The sequence below is a fragment of the Natrinema ejinorense genome, from assembly GCF_002494345.1.
GTDB lineage: Archaea > Halobacteriota > Halobacteria > Halobacteriales > Natrialbaceae > Natrinema > Natrinema longum.
This window is the reverse complement of the sequence record NZ_NXNI01000001.1, coordinates 2729217-2748000: the sequence shown is the minus strand read 5'-3', so window position 1 is coordinate 2748000 and position 18784 is coordinate 2729217. Positions and strand designations below refer to the sequence as shown.

Sequence of the window (18784 nt, the reverse complement as noted above, 5' to 3'; positions counted from 1 at the left end):
AAAGCCGCCCGCTCGGCGCTCGAGCAGTCGTTTACGAACGCTCGTCGCGTTCCGTGCCGGCGGGTAACGAACAATTTGTTCGTACCGAAGGCTATAATAACCACTCTGTTCACATCTGGAGTAGAGACGACCAGTTAAGCAAGTGTTGCCGCGAACGATACGTCGCGACGGGACCCGCTCCCGTGCTGGTCGACTACGATACATGACCGAGGACACAGCAACGATCGACGACGATGTCGCACAGCGCCCCGAACCGACGCCACCGAGTTCGGCCGTGCCGCGAGCGTCGACCTGGACGGTCTGGACGCTCTTTCTGGCCAGCCTCGGGGTTCTCGCGTTGACGGTTCGAGGAGGAGCCGGCTGGGAGTTTTCGACGCTCCTGCGGATCGACGGGCTGACCGCAGTCATGTGGGTCGTGGTCACGTTCTTCAGCGGGATCGTCCACAGCTACTCGCGGCGCTACATGGCCGGCGACCGCGACATCGAGCGGTTCTTCGGCCGCGTGTTCGGCTTTACCCTCGCCGTCATGACGATGACCGCGGCGAACCACGTCGCGCTGTTCGTGGCCGCGTGGCTGGCGATGGGGCTGCTGCTGGCCGGCCTCATCGGCCACGTTCGCGATTGGCCACAGGCCCGGGCCGCCGGTCGGGTCGCCCGCCGCTACTTCCTCGCCAGCAGCGCCCTGCTCGCCGGCTCCGTGGCGCTGCTGGTCTGGGCGACCGGCGCGACGACGCTCACCGGCGTTCTCGAGGGACTCGAGGGCGTCTCGCGGACGGTCGGGCTCGTCGCGGCCGCGGGCGTCGTCCTCGCGGCGATCATCCAGTCGGCGCTCGTGCCGTTCCACGGCTGGCTGCTGTCGTCGATGACCGCGCCGACGCCGGCGTCGGCCCTGATGCACGCCGGATTCGTCAACGCGGGCGGGGTCCTGCTGACCAGGTTCGCGCCGCTGGTCGGCGACGAACTCGTGATCATGTCGGCGATCGTCCTCGTCGGCGCGGTCAGCGCCCTGCTCGGCCAGGCGATGATCCTCGTCCAGACGGACGTCAAGCGCAAGCTCGGCAGCTCGACGATCGCCCAGATGGGCTTTATGATACTCCAGTGCGGGCTCGGCTTCTTCGCCGCGGCCATCGCCCACCTCATCCTGCATGGCTTCTACAAGGCGTATCTCTTCCTCTCGTCGGGTGCGGGCGTCGAACGCGCGGCTCCCAAAGACGCCGGCCACACCGAACTCGGCTTCTCCGGGGTCGCCGTCAGCCTCGTGACGGCCGTCGGCGGCGGCGCGCTCTTTGGCGTCCTCACCGGGAAGGCGACGAGCCTGACGCTGAACAGCGGTACCGTCCTGACGCTGGTCGTGGTCCTGACGACGCTGACCGCGGCCCGCGACATCCTCCGGCGCTCGACCCTGCCGACGTCGGTCAGGTTCGTCAGCGTCCCGCTCGTCGTCCTGACGGCCATCGGCGGCTACGCCGTGATGTTCAACGCCGTCTCGTCGATGCTATCCGGGGTCCCGATGACCCACGTCTCGACCGAGATGACCGCCGTCCACTACCTCGTCGTCGCCCTCTTCGTCGGGGCGTATCTCGTCGCGGAACTGGGCTGGTATCGCTCCAGCGAACGCCTCTACGTCGCCCTGCTGAACGTCTCCCAACCCGATCCGTCGACCGTCCTCACCAGCACGGAGGAATACAATGACGCGTAAGGAATCCGACGACGCCCGTCGCATCGAAGCGAGCATCGACCGCGCGGCCGAGCGCATCGGCTCGGTCTGGCCGCTGCACTCGTTCGTCACGGCCAACCCCCTCTCGGGGTTCGAGGACGAGCCGTTCCACCGGGCAGTCGCGGAGGCCGAGGAGCTGTTCGGCGGCCGGGGCTACCCCCACCCGTCGGTCTTCCGCCGCGCCTGGGAGTCGGGTCGGATCGACTCCGAGACGCTCCGGGCGGAACTCGCGGCTCACGGGATCGACCGCGATCCCGAGACGCTCCTCGAGGAGCTGACCGCGGCCGAAGCGGAACGCGCGGCCGCCGACTCCGACCCCGACGACGCGATCGAGACCGTCGATCGGGTCCTCTCGAAGTGGCTCGCGGCCTTCCTCGACGAGGGGCAGGCCAAGTGGCCGATGCCCAACCGCGAGGCGGGGTTCTATCAGGCCTGGCGCGCGGTGGCCCCACACGACGGTGACGTGCCCGGCCCCGCCGACGCCGACGACCTGCCCGAGACGGCCATCGAGGCGCTCGAGTCGGTGCTCGGCGACTACCCCGAAGGGCGCTGGGTCGAGCTCCTCGAGGCCCACCTCGCGGCGCTGCCGGGCTGGAGCGGGTTCGTCACGCAGCGGACCGACGACGCCGTCGATCCGTGGCAGGAGCAGTACCCGATCACGCTGGTCCAGTACCTCGCGGTGCGGCTGACGATCACGGACCTGCTCGACGCGCCGATCGAACTCGACGCCGGCGACGGGACCGACGGTGACGATGTCGACGAGGTCCCGCTGCCCGAGATCTGGCTGACCGCCTGGGAGAAGAGCTACCGCGAGCGGCTCCTCGACGGGATTGACGACGCCGTGACCGATCCCGCAACCGCCGGGGACGGCGGTCGTCCGGCGGCGCAGCTGGTGTTCTGTATCGACACCCGTTCGGAAGTGATCCGCCGTCACATCGAGGCGCGGGGTCCCTACGAGACCCACGGCTACGCGGGCTTTTTCGGCGTGCCGATGCGCCACCGCGGCTACGAGGCCGCGGCCGACACCGACGCCTGCCCGCCGATCGTCGAGCCCGAACACCGGATCGTCGACCGACCCGCCGACGCCGAGTCGGCCGCCGCCCGCGACCGCTGGACCGGGCTCGCCACGGCCGCCCGCAAACACTTCAAGACGCTCAAATCCAACCTCGTCGCCGCCTTTACCTTCGTCGAGGGGGCCGGCAGCGCCTACGGGTCGGCGATGGCAGCCCGGACGCTGTCGCCGTCGACGATCGCCACGCTCGAATCCGCCATCGCCGACCGCGTTCCGAGCCGCCACGAGGCCGCCGCACCCGCTGTCGACTACGACGCGTACGACGATCACGACCACGCCGACCACGACCTCCCGCAGGGAATGAGCCACGAGGAGAAAGTCGAATACGCCCAGAACGCCTTCGAACTCATGGGCTGGACCGAGTTCGCCCGGCTGGTCGTCTTCGCGGGCCACGCCAGCGAGACGACGAACAACCCCTTCGGCTCGAGCCTCGACTGCGGGGCCTGCGCCGGCAACCCCGGCGGGCCCAACGCCCGCGTCCTCGCGGCGATCTGTAACGACGACGATATCAGGGCCACGCTCCGCGAACGCGGGATCGACATCCCCGAGGATACCGTCTTCCTTGCGGGCGAACACAACACGACGACCGACGAGATCACCCTCTTCGACGACGACGTACCCGAGAGCCACCGCGAGGACCTCGAGTCCCTGCGCGCGGACCTCGCTCGCGCCCGCACCGGGGCCGCCGCCGAGCGCACCGCATCGGCCGACGACGAGGCCGCAGTCGACGAGGTCGAGCGCAAGGCGGCCGACTGGGCCGAGACCCGCCCCGAGTGGGGGCTGGCCGGCAACGCCTCGTTCGTCATCGGACCGCGCGAACTGACCGCCGACCGGGACCTCGATGGCCGCGCGTTCCTCCACTCCTACGACTGGTCCGTCGATCCCGACGGCGACGCACTCGAGGCGATCGTGACGGGCCCGCTCGTGGTCACGCAGTGGATCAACAACCAGTACTACTTCGCGACGGTCGACAACGGCGTCTACGGGAGCGGCTCGAAAATCACCCAGAACCCGGTGGGCAACGTCGGGGTCGTCCAGGGCAACGGCGGCGATCTGCTGACCGGCCTGCCGCTACAGTCGCTCAAACTCGACGACGAACGCCCGTTCCACCAGCCGCTGCGTCTGACCGCGGTGATCCACGCGCCCCTCGAGCGCGTGACCGAGATCCTCCGCGACCACGAGGACGTCAGGGAACTGCTCAACAACGGGTGGATCGGCGATCTAACAGTCGTCGATCCCGAACAGGACAACGAGTCGTTCCACTACGCGGGCGACCTCGAGTGGGCGAGCCACCGCGAGGAAGCGACGACGGGCGAGACGCCGGCCGAGACGACCCCGCTCGTGCAATCGCCGGCCGACGACTGAGTTCCGGTCCGTACTCAGTCGTCCGCCCCGTTGTCGTACAGCAGACTCCGCACCGTCGACTCGTAGCCGTCCGGTACTCGATCGGCGAGGACGTCGGGATCGGTCTCGCCGTCAACGGTGACGAGGTAGGTGCGGCCGGGCCGGTCGCCGTAGACGCCTTGGAAGTCGTAGACGAAGCCGTAGACGTCGACCCGGTCCGGGACCTCGTCGGCGGCACACAGCGAGCGGGCCTGATGGTCGACGTTGTACTCGACGAGCCGGTTGATGACGGCCTCGTCGTCACCCTCGCGGTCGATCCGGCCGCTCTCGAGGGCCTCCTCGACGACGGGGACGAGCATGTCGACCCACTTGTCGACGCCGCGCGGTCCGGGCGGGTCCTCGCCGGTCGCGACCCGGTAGGCGGCGGTGACGGCTCCGCAGCCGGTGTGGCCGACGACGGCGACGGTATCGGTCCCGGTGTGGTGAATCGGGTAGAGGACCCCGCCGTCGACGATCCGGTCGCCGCCGTCGTCGTCCCAGACCTGATTCCCGATGTTGCTGGGCGTGAAGACCGCTCCCGGGCGATCGATGCCCCACATTCCCTCGTGAGAGACCCGCGAGTCCGAACAACAGACCGCGACGACGGGCGGGTGCTGGCCCGTCTGGACGTCCGCAAAGTAATCGTCCGGCAACGACTCGACGTGGCGTCGGTTGCCGGCGAGTAACCGCTCGAGGGTGTCGTCGGTTCCCATACTCGACCTACACGAACGGTGATGAAAAAGGTTCGAGCCCAGTGTCCCGTCGTGGGAAGACGGCTATCGCGCCGACGCCGCGAGGTTCCGCGAGCCAAATATTCACCTATGACCGTCTCGATAAGTGGGTATGGAAGAAACCAGACAGTGGCAACTTGCAAGTCGACCCGTCGGCGAACCGACTCACGACAACTTCGAACTCGTCACCGTCGACCGGCCCGAACCGGACAACGGCGAGGTACTGGTCGAGACGCTGTATCAATCAGTCGATCCGTACATGCGCGGGCGCATGCGAGACGCGGAATCGTACGCCGAACCCTGGGACGTCGGCGACCCGATGAAAGCCAGCGTCGTCGGCGAAGTCCTCGAGTCCAACAGCGGCCGGTTCGCCGAGGGCGATATCGTCACTGGCGACCTCCTCTGGGCGGAGCACGCCGTTGCGGACGCGAACGAACTCCAGCGAGTCAACCCCGACCACGGACCGATCTCGACCGCGCTGGGCGTCCTCGGAATGCCCGGCGTCACGGCCTACTGGGGGCTGAACGACGTCGGTGATCCGAAACCCGGCGACACGGTGGTCGTCTCCGCCGCCGCGGGCGCGGTCGGCTCCGTCGTCGGCCAACTCGCCCGCCTCGCGGGTGCGCGAGTTGTCGGTACCGCCGGAAGCGAGGCGAAGATCGACTGGCTCACCGACGATCTCGGCTTCGACGCCGCGATCAACTACAAGGAGACCGACGACCTCTCGGCTGCGATCGACGAGGCCTGTTCCGACGGCGTCGACGTTTACTTCGACAACGTCGGCGGCCCGATCACCGACGCCGTCTGGCCCCGGCTGAACGTCGACGCCCGCGTCGCGGTCTGTGGCCAGATCGCGCTCTACAACGCAACCGACGTTCCGACCGGCCCGCGGAAGCTCGCCAAACTCATCGAGTCCCGCGCGACGGTCGAAGGGCTCCTCGTCAGCGACTACCAGCCCCGGTGGGGCGAGGCCCTCGAGCGGCTCTCGACGTTCGTCCAGAACGGCGACGTGCAGTACCGCGAAAACGTCGTTGCGGGCTTCGAGAACGCACCCGACGCGTTCCTCGGCCTGTTCGAGGGCGACAACATCGGGAAGCAACTGGTTCAGGTCGCCGAGTACGACCGCTAACTCCGATTCCCGTTTCGGCTGTGGCTGGCGCTGTCGCCGGCTTCGGTCCCATCACGTAGACCCGAATCGGACTCTCGTTACCGAATCCAACGGATTCGCAAAGCCTCTCCTTGCCGTCCGTTTCCCGAACGGCTAGACCCTCTAACCGGTCTGGCCCACGCGTATCGCCCGCGACACGAGTGTCGGTGCCTCGAGTCCAGGTTAGTTACGATACCCATTCCCCTTACCGTCCCATCGAGACGACCAGCTGGCCACTATCTCAAAAGCACCCCACCTGGGCCACCGACACGGAATCGCGTCGATTTCTCGGGATCCATCGTTGTCGATAAATATCTCTCCAATCGGGTTGCCCAAAGGGCGACCGAACACGTCGATCGATATCTTCCTTGGAACGTGACTCTCAGCGCTTTCAATGAGCGGGCAGCCGGCGGTCGTTCGCCCGCGTATCAGATACGAGTTCTCTGTATCGCACCCTTTTTTCCATCTGTCCTCGGAATGTTTATATTATGGTGGCCCGAAGCACTGATATGTACGATCTCACTGGCTTCCAGCGTGATCTGCTGTACGTCATCGCCGGGCAGGACGACCCACACGGACTCGCGATCAAGGCGGAACTCGAAGAGTACTACGAGAAAGAGATCCATCACGGCCGACTCTATCCGAACCTCGACGAGATCGTCGACAAGGGCCTCGTCGAGAAAGGGGAACTCGACCAACGGACGAATTACTACACGATCACGGCTCGTGGCCGGCGTGAACTCGACGCCCGGCGAGAGTGGGAAAACCAGTACGTTGGCGATCGCCTTTCAGACCTGAAGTAAGCGTCTAATACCCGTGCCCCGATCGATCTGCTCGAGCATCTCCGCTCGTGGTCTCGTGTGGTATTCCCTCTCTTTGGATCGTCGGTTCGTAGCCCTTAAGTAGTGGTCAGCGATTACAGATATATCCGAAGAAGACGTGATCGACGGGACGTTCAACTCGTTCCGTCATCCCGGATGGATCGAACCCGAAGGGGTTATGTACCCCGGACGGCGTACGATTACATCCGCAAGAGATGAGGATTCCACCCCTGCGGTCCGCCGTACAGATGGGATCTGATGTTAGCCTTGGTAGTTCGGTGACGCCCGATCGGTCGGCGATCGTTGTGTCATCGAACGTGGACCCATTATGTGTGAGTGTGTACTAACATTCACCGCCAACAGACCCTCCCCTCACGGGGAGTAATATAGCATTCCGGTTGATCCTGCCGGAGGTCATTGCTATTGGAGTCCGATTTAGCCATGCTAGTTGCACGAGTTTAGACTCGTAGCAGATAGCTCAGTAACACGTGGCCAAACTACCCTATAGATGGCGATAACCTCGGGAAACTGAGGCTAATAGCCAATACGGTTCGACGCCTGGAGTGGCGTGAACCGGAAACGTTCAGGCGCTATAGGATGTGGCTGCGGCCGATTAGGTAGACGGTGGGGTAACGGCCCACCGTGCCCATAATCGGTACGGGTTGTGAGAGCAAGAGCCCGGAGACGGTATCTGAGACAAGATACCGGGCCCTACGGGGCGCAGCAGGCGCGAAACCTTTACACTGCACGCGAGTGCGATAAGGGGACTCCGAGTGCGAGGGCATATAGTCCTCGCTTTTTGCGACCGTAAGGTGGTCGCAGAATAAGTGCTGGGCAAGACCGGTGCCAGCCGCCGCGGTAATACCGGCAGCACGAGTGATGACCGCTATTATTGGGCCTAAAGCGTCCGTAGCTGGCCACGCAAGTTCGTCGGGAAATCTGCGCGCTTAACGCGCAGGCGTCCGGTGAAAACTGTGTGGCTTGGGACCGGAAGATCCAGAGGGTACGTCCGGGGTAGGAGTGAAATCCCGTAATCCTGGACGGACCACCGGTGGCGAAAGCGCTCTGGAAAGACGGATCCGACGGTGAGGGACGAAAGCTCGGGTCACGAACCGGATTAGATACCCGGGTAGTCCGAGCTGTAAACGATGTCTGCTAGGTGTGACACAGGCTACGAGCCTGTGTTGTGCCGTAGGGAAGCCGTGAAGCAGACCGCCTGGGAAGTACGTCCGCAAGGATGAAACTTAAAGGAATTGGCGGGGGAGCACTACAACCGGAGGAGCCTGCGGTTTAATTGGACTCAACGCCGGACATCTCACCAGCATCGACAATGTGCAGTGAAGGTCAGATTGATGATCTTACTGGAGCCATTGAGAGGAGGTGCATGGCCGCCGTCAGCTCGTACCGTGAGGCGTCCTGTTAAGTCAGGCAACGAGCGAGACCCACGTCCCTAATTGCCAGCAACACCCTCGTGGTGGTTGGGTACATTAGGGAGACTGCCAGTGCCAAACTGGAGGAAGGAATGGGCAACGGTAGGTCAGTATGCCCCGAATGTGCTGGGCGACACGCGGGCTACAATGGCCAAGACAGTGGGATGCAACCCCGAAAGGGGACGCTAATCTCCGAAACTTGGTCGTAGTTCGGATTGAGGGCTGAAACTCGCCCTCATGAAGCTGGATTCGGTAGTAATCGCGCCTCAGAAGGGCGCGGTGAATACGTCCCTGCTCCTTGCACACACCGCCCGTCAAAGCACCCGAGTGGGGTCCGGATGAGGCCGACGGAACGTCGGTCGAATCTGGGCTCCGCAAGGGGGCTTAAGTCGTAACAAGGTAGCCGTAGGGGAATCTGCGGCTGGATCACCTCCACAGACCGGGACTGGGGCGTCGCCCCAGCCCACCTTTGCAGTCCGCGTTCGATCGACCAGCGTCTGGCCGATCGGGCACCTTTGAACTACCAAGGTTAACGCTTTACATTCCTGTCGCGCCTGACGGCGCGACGGGAGTGGGCCCATAGCTCAGTGGTAGAGTGCCTCCTTTGCAAGGAGGATGCCCAGGGTTCGAATCCCTGTGGGTCCATGTCTCGGAGGCCGATCGAATCGTGCCCCTTAAGTGGGGCAAACGACTTCGATCTAATCCGAACAACGAACCGATGCACCACCCCGTGTAAACGCGGGTGGGAAGGGTTAATGCATGCCGCGTCTACGGCATGCAGATGAGACCGTGTGTACGTGTAGTCCAGGCGTCCACTGGACCCGTTCCCGGGTCACTACGTGGTCGTAACTTCTGGTTACGACTGCCGATCCGATGAACGTGGCTACTGTGCCAGCTGGTGGATCGCTCGGCTTGAGAGCTGATGAAGGACGTGCCAAGCTGCGATAAGCCTGAGGGAGCCGCACGGAGGCGAAGAACTCAGGATCTCCGAATGGGAATCCCCACCGCAATTGCTTCGCGCAATGGGGAACGTCGAGAATTGAAACATCTTAGTATCGACAGGAAAAGAAAGCAAACGCGATGTCGTTAGTAATGGCGAATAAACGCGACACAGTCCAAACCGAAGCCCTTACGGGCAATGTGGTGTTCGGACTGACGATCACTTCCCGAACTGCGACGCGAAGTCTCTTGGAATAGAGCACGAAACAGGGTGACAGTCCCGTATCGTCGAGTAGTACGGAACGAGTCAGTTCCAGAGTATCGGGGGTTGGATATCCCTCGTGAATATCGCGGGCATCGACCGCGAAGACTAAACACTCCTCAAGACCGATAGCGAACAAGTAGCGTGAGCGAACGCTGAAAAGCACCCCACGAAGGGAGGTGCAATAGGGCGTGAAATCAGTTGGCGATGGAGCGACAGGGCACACAAGGTCCCGGACAAAACGAACGAGGCGCGAGCCTTCAGTAGGAAGTTTGGGAAGCCGGTGTTCTGTCGTACGTTTTGAAAAACGAACCAGGGAGTGTGCCTGTTTGACGAGTCTAACTCGATTATCGAGGAAGGCGTAGGGAAACCGACATGGCCGCAGCACTTTGTGCGAGGGCCGCCGTGTTCAAGCGCGGGGAGTCAAACGGGCACGACCCGAAACCGGACGATCTACGCAAGGGCAAGATGAAGCGTGCCGAAAGGCACGTGGAAGTCTGTTAGAGTTGGTGTCCTACAATACCCTCTCGTGACCTTTGTGTAGGGGTGAAAGGCCCATCGAGTCCGGAAACAGCTGGTTCCAACCGAAACATGTCGAAGCATGACCTCTGCCGAGATAGTTCGTGGGGTAGAGCGACGGATTGGGGGACCGCACTCCGAGAGGAGTGCGCCCCCCTGTCCAACTCCGAACCTACGAACGTCGTTTGACGCAGGGAGTCCGGTGCACGGGGTAAGCCTGTGTACCGTGAGGGAGACAACCCAGAGCTGGGTTAAGGTCCCCAAGTGTAGACTAAGTGCGATCGAAGGTGGTCTCAAGCCCTAGACAGCCGGGAGGTGAGCTTAGAAGCAGCTACCCTCTAAGAAAAGCGTAACAGCTTACCGGCCGAGGTTTGAGGCGCCCAAAATGATCGGGGCTCAAGTCTACCACCGAGACCTAGCAGTGCGGCTCACACCGCAATCTTGTAGGTTGGCGTTCTGTTCGGGTGGAAGCACGGGTGAGAACTCGTGTGGACCGTTCAGTAACGAAAATCCTGGTCATAGTAGCAGCGTTAGTCGGGTTAGAACCCCGACGGCCGAACGAGTAAGGGTTCCTCAGCAATGCTGATCAGCTGAGGGTTAGCCGGTCCTAAGTCTGCCCGTAAGTCGAAGCAGACAACAGGGAAATAGGTTAATATTCCTATGCCAGTGTGCACTCAAAGCTGACGCTTTGGGGCCGCCTGAGCCGGGCTTTCGCCCGGTCGAACTGTCGAAGAGCGTGGAAGCCGTAATGGCACGAAGCGTTCGAATGGCAGGATCGCGCAAGTCAGGTCTACCCAGAGCCCGTGAAAAAGCGAGCACACTGTCCGTACCGAGATCCGACACAGGTACTCATGGCGGCGAAAGCCAAGGTCTGTCGGGATCAACCGACGTTAGGGAATTCGGCAAGTTAGTCCCGTACGTTCGCAATAAGGGATGCCTGCCTCGCGAAGAGGCAGGTCGCAGTGACTCGGGCGCTCCGACTGTCTAGTAACAACATAGGTGACCGCAAATCCGCAAGGACTCGTACGGTCACTGAATCCTGCCCAGTGCAGGTATCTGAACACCCCGTACAAGGGGACGAAGGACCTGTTAACGGCGGGGGTAACTATGACCCTCTTAAGGTAGCGTAGTACCTTGCCGCTTCAGTAGCGGCTTGCATGAATGGATCAACGAGAGCGCCACTGTCCCAACGTTGGGCCCGGTGAACTGTACGTTCCAGTGCGGAGTCTGGAGACCCCCAAGGGGAAGCGAAGACCCTATAGAGCTTTACTGCAGGCTGTCACTGAGACGTGGTCGCCATTGTGCAGCATAGGTAGGAGGCATTACACAGGTACCCGCGCTAGCGGGCCACCGAGCCAGCATTGAAATACTACCCGATGGTGACTGCGACTCTCACTCCTGGCGGAGGACACTGGTAGCCGGGCAGTTTGACTGGGGCGGTACGCGCCTGAAAAGATATCGGGCGCGCCCCAAGATTTCCTCATCCGCGTCGGAGACGCGGAAAAGAGCGCAAGAGCATATGGAAGTCTGACAGTGTCCGGCACAACGACGGACGCTGACGCGAAAGCGTGGTCTAGCGAACCAATTAGGCTGCTTGATGCGGCCAATTGCTGACAGAAAAGCTACCTTAGGGATAACAGAGTCGTCACCCGCAAGAGCACATATCGACCGGGTGGCTTGCTACCTCGATGTCGGTTCCCTCCATCCTGCCCGTGCAGAAGCGGGCAAGGGTGAGGTTGTTCGCCTATTAAAGGAGGTCGTGAGCTGGGTTTAGACCGTCGTGAGACAGGTCGGCTGCTATCTATTGGGGGTGTTACGGTATCTGACGGGAACGATCGTATAGTACGAGAGGAACTACGATTGGGTGCCACTCGTGTACCAGCTGTCCGGAAGGGCACGTGCTGGGCAGCGACGCACCACGGGGTAAGAGCTGAACGCATCTAAGCTCGAAACCCACCTGAAAAAGAGATACCACTGAGATCACTCGTAGAAGACGAGTTCGATAGACTCGGGGTGTACGCACCAAGGCAACGAGGTGTTGAGCCCGCGAGCACTAACTGATCAAGCCACACATTCATACTACATCGCATTGGATCCGTGACGCGAGAACGGGTCCGGACGCAAACTGGACTACACGTATACTACGGTCTTAGACACACCGACCGATATTGGAATGACGACGGTTCGATTCCGTTGATCGGCATTACGGCGGCCACAGCGGCGAGGTACCTCCCGTACCCATCCCGAACACGGAAGATAAGCTCGCCTGCGTTACGGTGAGTACTGGAGTGGGCGACCCTCTGGGAAACTCGTTTCGCCGCCACCACTCATACTACATTCAACCCCACACAGCACCGGCTGTGTGGGGTTTTCTGCGTATACTGGCAGTATATCCTCTTCCAACGATTGTGCCGTACCGCTATGCTTAAACGAACGCAGTAACAACGATAAAACGCGCCAAGGTGGCAGAGTCCGGCCGAACGCAGCGGCCTGCAGAGCCGCCCACCGCCGGTTCAAATCCGGCCCTTGGCTTCACTCGGTTCTCCCTTCCAGAGTACTACCGTCCAGTCGTTGCTTCGGTCGTGATTTCCCTGGATAATAGCTTTCAAACTCGTAACGAACTAGTCCTCGATCCGTCCACCAATCGTCTCTCCGATAGCGTCGGCACCGAGAATACAAATCGGAAGTTCGTTCATAGTGATGACGAGCGGAGGGAGCAGAACACGTACGCTTACACGTTCCCCGCGTCACGTCATTTCTGGACTACGGCCAACCGTCTCAATCACTACGCTCGTCACGAATTGTTCCTCGCAGAGGCGGGCCGGGCGCGATTTGAACACACGGTCGATCGCTTCCTCGTACGCTTCGCTCACGAGACTGCGTTCTCCCTGCGCTTCAAATCACTTCGGATCCGTTACTGACGGCTCACGAATTCGTTCGCCGTCAGAAAGCGGGCCGGGCGCGATTTGAACACGCGACCGTCTGGTTAAAAGCCAGACGCTCTGCCAGACTGAGCTACCGGCCCCGTACTTTCCCTTTTCGGGGAGTCGCGGTTAAACGTTTCTTTCTCCGCTGCCGGGATAGGGTATCAGTTCGAGACAGTCTTACTCGAAGTACTGCTCGAGTGCGTCGGTGACGAGTTCGCCGGGAGCGATTCCGTCGATGGAGGCACGTCGGCGGAGATCACGGTAGGTAGTCGGTGAGAGGGTGATCTCGAGTCGGCCAAGGACGACATCGTGTTCTGCGAGGGCCTGATCGATGGGGGTTCCGTCGTTGATGGCGCTGGCGGCGCTGCGGACGTCGCGGACGGTGAGGTCGCCGTCGAGGATGGCCCATGCGAGGAGGAGACGCGCTTCACCGCCCACACGGGCGATGTGTTTGGCGGCGGTCGGAGCGATCCGACCGAGGGCGACCTGTTTCCGGACCGATCGGGGAAGATCGTGGACGCGGGCCCACTTGCGGATAAACGAGACGGTGGCGTCACCGCCGGCGCGTTCGGCGGCAGCTTTGTAGGACCCTTCGCCGCGCACGAGGGCGGCACAGGCAGCTGCGCCGCGGAGCATGTACAGGTGGTCGTCGTTGGTGTTCCCGGCAGCGAACTGGCGGACGGTTTCGGCGGCGTCCGCGAGGCTCTCCGGGTTATCGGGATCGAATTGGACGGCTTCTCGAGCGCGGGTCCCGGCGACCGATTCGTCGCCCCGGATAACTGGTGCACCGACGGGGGATTCGCGGTCTGTCGGGATCGAGCGGCCGGTCTCGCCACGGCGGGGCGAACGATCACCGGGCCGGTTGTCAGTCATGTCTCTCGGTACGGGGTTCGTTGTCAAAAGGTCGTTGCCGTGGCGAAACGCACGTGTTACTCCTCGCGCTGCTCGGCGAGGTGCTCCCAGATTTCCGTACAGCCGGCCCCTTCCTCGATATCGTCGAGGTGGGCGTCGTCACGCTCCTCGGTTTCCTGCTCGACCGGCTCTGGTTTGCATTCGGCTGCATCACTCATAGATAGCCGTTAGAATCCCGCCATCATAAGTATCGCTTCGGCCGCAAGCGATACCCCTGCTCGGTCTTATGGGATGATTATGCCGCTATCTCTGACGGATTTTTCTCTTGACACGTCCGGATGACGAGTGAGGGCCGTTCGAGTCGTCCGTTAGGTAACCGATCGCTCCGGAATCGTGCTGCGTGGAATGAACGGATCCGTCCGTCCGAACCGATGGGGAGGCGATCATCGCACGACACAGAGCGATCGAGGGCGAGTTGCGGTCGGGGACCGTCCGTTGTCAAATCGTGGGTTCGGCGTACCGTTCGAGGAAGCGGTCGTTCGAAGGCGATCGAGTTGTGGCAAAATAGGCCGATACGTGTGGCACTCGGGTCAGTGATTTTCGGAGTTGAGAGTAAATATATGATACGACTGGGTGTATCCGGGTACGCTCGAGCGGGAGTCGAAGGCGGTTCGATCGGAGTCCGGTTTCGACGATTCGTGACGGCCGCCAGTATAAGTGACCGGGGCGCGAGGATCGAACTGACATGTCCGATCGATTGATGACGATCAACGCGCAGACGACGCTGGACTACGTCGAGGGAACGGCGATCGGCGAGAGCTTCGAGTGGGAGTCGGTCGCCGTCGTGAACGCGGCCGCTGACCGCGAGAATCCGGACGGCGTTCGTCTCCAGTTCGAGTTCGACAATCTCTCGGAGGCGCATCTCCCAAAGCATATGGTCGAACTCGAATTGACCCCGGCGCAGGCTCGTGCGGTGGCTGCTGATCTCGAAACGCATGCCGACCGTGTCGAGGACGCTGGGGGCGATAGTAGCCACTGACAGTCGCTGCACACCTGACCGTACGACAGCGTTTCGATCTGCGTGGAAATCGTTTCAGTGATTACTAGCGTTATCGAAGGGTCACGATTCGTCCGCCGGCACCTGCCGTCGCAGGCTGCCGACTTTTTCACCCGACGGCTGAACGCCGTACTGGGTATACCATGAGTATGGACACGATTCAGGACCTGTTCGAGCACGGTCTCGAAGACATCTATCACGCGGAGCACCGTGAGGAGACCCAGGCTCAGATCGACCGTCTCGAGGAAGTCTTCGACGCGTTCGGAGAGCCGCCCGAGAAAGAGGAGTGTGAGGGTATCGAAGGATTACTCGAGGAGTACGAGGAGTTCACGTCGATGGATCCCGCCCAGGAGGTGATGGACTATCAGAATATGGCGGCCGCCGAAAAGACCGAACATTACGAGATCGCTGCCTACGGGAACCTGATTCCGCTCGCGGACCAACTCGGTATGGACGAGGCAGCCGATCTCCTCGAGGAAAACCTTCGGGAGGAACAGGCTGCCCTTGACGAGCTCAAGGAGCTGACTGAAGGGTTCGAGATGGCGGCGATCCCGGCGGAGTGATAGATCTCGCCGACGGCAGCGATGCCGTGGACGGCGAGGAGGGGACCGAGGAACGACCCGAGGAGGAATAGGTCCGTTCGACCGTCCGTTTCGAGCCGGCTCGAGGCCGGTAATCGGTTCCGGGTTCGAGGCTGCCGGGACGCGTACGGCTTTTACTGTTCGACGCGTAACTGTCTCGTGTGACAACGCCCGTACCGGAGGACGGCGAGGGGATGTCGATTCGACCCGCGGAACGTGCGGACCTCCTCGCGGTCGTTCGTATCGAGAACGCCTCGTTTTCTCAGCCCTGGCCACACGATGCATTCGATCGGTTCCTCGGCGAGCCGGGGTTTCTCGTCGCGGAGGCTGACGGCGAGGTCGTCGGCTACGTCGTCGCCGACGTGACCCAACAGATCGGCCGTGCGCTGGGTCACGTCAAAGACATCGCCGTCCATCCCGACCACCGCGGGAACGGCGTCGGGTCGCGACTTCTGTCTCGATCGCTCGGCGTGCTTGCAGCCCACGGTGTCGGGACGGTCAAACTCGAGGTACGGCGCTCGAACGACGGGGCGAAACGGCTCTATGGGAAGTTCGGCTTCGATCCCCTCCGTCGGGTTCCCGAGTACTACGGCGACGGCGAGGATGCGATCGTCATGATTCGCAAGCTAGGATAGCGAGTTGCGGGACGTTTTTTCGTTCGCGACCGTACGTCAAGCTATGGGATACGCCTGTCCGGTCTGTGCTGTCGAAGAGGCTGACGCGGTTCATCTCGCGAACCACCTCGCGATAACTGCGTCACTCGGTCGCGAGGAGCACCGCGAGTGGCTCGCGGAACACGCCCCCGACTGGGGCGAGTGTACCCCCGAGGAACTCGGCGAGATCGTCAGCCCACACGCGACGGAGATCGACACCCCCGAATTCGAAGGGGAGAGTCACAGCCACGATCACGGCCACGAGCCCGGTCAGCCCGAATCGCTCGAGGAGGGACTCGCCCGCCAGAGCCGCCAACCCGGCCGCGGATCGATGACGACTGAAACCGAGACCGTACTACGGGAGGCCGCAGAACTGACTCGCGAAATGCAGGCCTCGAGTGACGGAGCCGACGGAGCGGAATCGGACGCTGACGATCCGGACGCCCCCGCCGGGAACGAAAACGCGTAACTGCCCGTCGACCGACTGTCCGGGTATGCACACGGTGGGGACGTTTACGTTCGAATCGGCTGCGGACGCACGAGCACAGTACGAGTCGGTCGGCCCCGCGGCCCAGACGGTCGTCCGGGAGGTCACGAAGGCCATGGCGTTCGACCGCGAGGAGTACGACGACCGTGTCACGAGCGAGGTCGTCGAAACCGCCCGGGATGCCCTCTTCGCGAGCCTGCTCGAGGTTCGCGTCGGAAACCGCGAGGAGTTCGAAGGCTGGCGCAACTCCTACGACGGCGAGGTGACGACGGTCGGCCACGAGGGCGTCGACCACGTCGTCTGGCACGCGGGGCCGGACGGCGAGGCCGTCGCGGCGACGTTCCAGAACGAGGAAGCGGCGGCGGTGGCGACGCTCCGGCGGCAGGCGTTCGGTCGCTTGTACCGTGACCTCGTCCGTAGTAACCACTGCAACGAGTGATACACGACTCGCAATGCGGTCATGCGAGTCGGTGTGCAGTGACTTGCAGTGGCTACTATTGGTGACAATTCGAACGCCGATCGGATCCCAGCGTTTCGGACCCGGACCCTTTCGGCGGGAACGACTGGACGACGCGGGGGAGCCATCCGTGAGCGGCTCGGGGTGACTGAGCCGGTTGCCGGCGAGCAGTGCGTTCGTGACCGATCCCATGATGGGGCGACCATCACCTATTATCCCCTCGGGCCCCCACTCTCGCACGATGACCGTACCCGACGACTGGGAGTTACTCGAGGAGCGGACGGAGTACGAGACGGGCTGGTACGATGGCGGCTACGATCTCCTCAGACAACCCGACGGCAGCGAGAAGCGATATTACTGGGCGGACCTGCCCGCCGCCGTCGTCGTGGTTGCGCGGATCGACGGACGCGTCCTCGCGGACGCGGAGTGGAGTGACGACGGCGGTGCTGGGACCGGGACGGCCGAAGACCGTCTTCTGTTCGTCGAACAGTATCGACCGACAATTCGCGAGACCCATCTCGAATTGCCCGCGGGAATCGTCGAGGACGGGGAATCCTACACGACAGCGGCCACCCGAGAACTCGAGGAGGAGACCGGGTTTCGGCCGTCGAGTACGGCCCTGCTACAGGAGTACGCCGTCGCGACCGGCGTCTTACGACACGATCGCGCGATCGTCTACGCCGAGGGGCTCGAGCCTGGCGACCGGGAACTCGACAGCAACGAGTTCCTCGAGGTGACGACGGTGCCGGTGAGCGATGCCCTCGAGCGTGCTCGCGAACAGCCGTCGAACGATGCGACGCTGGGAGGGTTGTTGGTGGCGCAAGCGGATGGAATACTCTAACCTGCGACCGCTGTCGGCGTCCCTCCACGGGGGCAGAGACCGCGTTCGTCCCTAGAATTGGGTGCCGTGCCCGGGCCGCCCACCGGTCCGTCCACGACCGAGGAGGACGTAGAGCAAGAGGCCGAGGAGTCCGCCGAAGAACACGACGAGCGTCCAGAGCGCTGCACTGTGTGGGCTGTTCGTCTGGGCGTCGGTGTACACCCACACCAGCGCCGCAATCTGGATGGCGAACAACACGAGTGCGAACAGAACGATCGCACCGCCACCGCCTTGCATCGGAACGAGTACACTCATTGGGACCAGTACGTGTGAGATACGACAACTCCTGTATATGTTTTTTGTTCTAGTACCGTCCACCCGTCGATTGCAGAGTCGAATCGCCTCACACCGCCGGATCCGACCCCCAGTGCAGGCGTGGACCACCGCCACGTATCGGATCGATAGCCGACGGGCCGTAACCGAACTGCCAGCGGTTCCAGTAGGGGAGCAAACCCGTGTTCTTATTCACGTCGATACCCACTGTCACGGTAATGGACGGCGAAATCTCCACCGACGAGGTCAAGGAGCTTCTCGAGGCGGATGCCGACGTTCGCATCGTCGACATCCGAGACGAGCGGAATTTCGAACACAGTCACATTCCCGGCAGCGAGAACATCCCCTTCCACGAACTTACGGAGCGCGTCGAGGAACTCGAGGACGACGACCACATCGTCACCGTCTGTCCCCACGGGAAGGCGAGCGTGCAGGCTGCACAGCTCATCGGATCCTACGAGGGGACTGCCGACGCACGCGTCGAGAGCATGGCGGGTGGTCTCGACAAGTACGGGATGAAGTTCGGGCTCGTCCGCGAGCCGGAAGACGAGGACGAACCGGCCGGACGCGAATCCCCGTTCTGACGCCCCGACCGG

General features: G+C 62.5%; 15 protein-coding genes, 3 tRNA genes and 3 rRNA genes. 16 read left to right on the top strand and 5 right to left on the bottom strand.

Translation table 11 applies throughout. From position 1 onward, the window contains the following. Positions 1-202: 202 nt before the first annotated feature. Positions 203-1699, top strand: a complete 1497-nt coding sequence (locus CP557_RS13690) for a proton-conducting transporter transmembrane domain-containing protein (protein WP_097380418.1) — start codon at positions 203-205, stop codon at positions 1697-1699. Continuing rightward, positions 1689-4154, top strand: a complete 2466-nt coding sequence (locus CP557_RS13685; RefSeq protein ID WP_097380417.1) for a DUF2309 domain-containing protein — start codon at positions 1689-1691, stop codon at positions 4152-4154. Before CP557_RS13690 ends, CP557_RS13685 begins: the two co-directional genes overlap by 11 nt. A gap of 14 nt (positions 4155-4168) precedes the next feature. Here the strand turns inward: CP557_RS13685 and CP557_RS13680 are convergent, their stop codons facing one another. Further along, positions 4169-4885, bottom strand: coding sequence for a carbonic anhydrase (locus CP557_RS13680; protein WP_097380416.1), 717 nt, complete (start codon positions 4883-4885; stop codon positions 4169-4171). A gap of 130 nt (positions 4886-5015) precedes the next feature. On the opposite strand from CP557_RS13680, the gene CP557_RS13675 reads away from it, so the two are divergent. The 7 genes from CP557_RS13675 to CP557_RS13645 all read left to right on the top strand — a co-directional run bounded on the left by CP557_RS13675 (position 5016) and on the right by CP557_RS13645 (position 12553). Then, positions 5016-6032 carry an NADP-dependent oxidoreductase gene (locus tag CP557_RS13675; RefSeq protein ID WP_097380415.1) on the top strand — a complete coding sequence of 339 codons (1017 nt, stop codon included), beginning with the start codon at positions 5016-5018 and terminating at the stop codon, positions 6030-6032. 527 nt (positions 6033-6559) lie between these two features. Next, complete coding sequence (locus CP557_RS13670) at positions 6560-6853, top strand: PadR family transcriptional regulator (RefSeq protein ID WP_097380414.1); 294 nt, start codon at positions 6560-6562, stop codon at positions 6851-6853. A gap of 409 nt (positions 6854-7262) precedes the next feature. After that, positions 7263-8736 (top strand): 16S ribosomal RNA (locus CP557_RS13665). Between the two features lie 138 nt (positions 8737-8874). Beyond that, positions 8875-8946, top strand: a tRNA-Ala gene (locus CP557_RS13660). A gap of 229 nt (positions 8947-9175) precedes the next feature. Further along, positions 9176-12096, top strand: a 23S ribosomal RNA gene (locus CP557_RS13655). Between the two features lie 129 nt (positions 12097-12225). After that, positions 12226-12347: ribosomal RNA gene (rrf, locus tag CP557_RS13650) — 5S ribosomal RNA — on the top strand. The 16S, 23S and 5S rRNA genes sit together here with 2 tRNA genes alongside, the layout of an rRNA operon. Positions 12348-12477: 130 nt before the next feature. Continuing rightward, a tRNA-Cys gene (locus tag CP557_RS13645) sits at positions 12478-12553 on the top strand. Positions 12554-12972: 419 nt separating this feature from the next. On the opposite strand, the gene CP557_RS13635 is transcribed toward CP557_RS13645, so the two are convergent. The 3 genes from CP557_RS13635 to CP557_RS22600 all read right to left on the bottom strand — a co-directional run bounded on the left by CP557_RS13635 (position 12973) and on the right by CP557_RS22600 (position 14018). Continuing rightward, positions 12973-13046, bottom strand: a tRNA-Lys gene (locus tag CP557_RS13635). A gap of 79 nt (positions 13047-13125) precedes the next feature. Beyond that, a complete protein-coding gene (locus CP557_RS13630; protein WP_097380412.1) occupies positions 13126-13821 on the bottom strand; it encodes a DUF7119 family protein in 696 nt (231 codons plus the stop codon). Positions 13822-13877: 56 nt separating this feature from the next. Then, the gene (locus CP557_RS22600; protein ID WP_169924382.1) at positions 13878-14018 is read right to left on the bottom strand and encodes a hypothetical protein; all 141 of its coding nucleotides are present in this window, start codon (positions 14016-14018) and stop codon (positions 13878-13880) included. 527 nt (positions 14019-14545) lie between these two features. Here CP557_RS22600 and CP557_RS13625 point away from each other — a divergent pair. The 6 genes from CP557_RS13625 (at position 14546) to CP557_RS13600 (ending at position 17876) form a co-directional block, all read left to right on the top strand. Next, entirely contained in the window at positions 14546-14839 is a 294-nt protein-coding gene (locus tag CP557_RS13625) for a DUF6360 family protein (RefSeq protein WP_097380411.1), read from the top strand. Positions 14840-15000: 161 nt separating this feature from the next. Next, positions 15001-15420 carry a DUF892 family protein gene (locus CP557_RS13620; protein WP_097380410.1) on the top strand — a complete coding sequence of 140 codons (420 nt, stop codon included), beginning with the start codon at positions 15001-15003 and terminating at the stop codon, positions 15418-15420. A 179-nt stretch (positions 15421-15599) separates the two neighbouring features. Next, entirely contained in the window at positions 15600-16073 is a 474-nt protein-coding gene (gene rimI, locus CP557_RS13615) for a ribosomal protein S18-alanine N-acetyltransferase (protein ID WP_097380409.1), read from the top strand. 43 nt (positions 16074-16116) lie between these two features. After that, complete coding sequence (locus tag CP557_RS13610) at positions 16117-16560, top strand: DUF5810 domain-containing protein (protein ID WP_097380408.1); 444 nt, start codon at positions 16117-16119, stop codon at positions 16558-16560. Positions 16561-16585: 25 nt separating this feature from the next. Further along, complete coding sequence (locus CP557_RS13605; protein ID WP_097380407.1) at positions 16586-17017, top strand: DUF5809 family protein; 432 nt, start codon at positions 16586-16588, stop codon at positions 17015-17017. A gap of 259 nt (positions 17018-17276) precedes the next feature. After that, positions 17277-17876 (top strand): NUDIX hydrolase, encoded by a 600-nt coding sequence (locus CP557_RS13600; protein ID WP_097380406.1) that lies wholly within the window; start codon positions 17277-17279, stop codon positions 17874-17876. A 51-nt stretch (positions 17877-17927) separates the two neighbouring features. On the opposite strand, the gene CP557_RS13595 is transcribed toward CP557_RS13600, so the two are convergent. Next, on the bottom strand, positions 17928-18170 hold the full coding sequence (locus CP557_RS13595) for a PLDc N-terminal domain-containing protein (RefSeq protein ID WP_169924381.1): 243 nt from the start codon (positions 18168-18170) through the stop codon (positions 17928-17930). Positions 18171-18406: 236 nt separating this feature from the next. On the opposite strand from CP557_RS13595, the gene CP557_RS13590 reads away from it, so the two are divergent. Continuing rightward, on the top strand, positions 18407-18772 hold the full coding sequence (locus tag CP557_RS13590) for a rhodanese-like domain-containing protein (protein WP_097380405.1): 366 nt from the start codon (positions 18407-18409) through the stop codon (positions 18770-18772). The last annotated feature ends 12 nt before the right edge of the window (positions 18773-18784 follow it).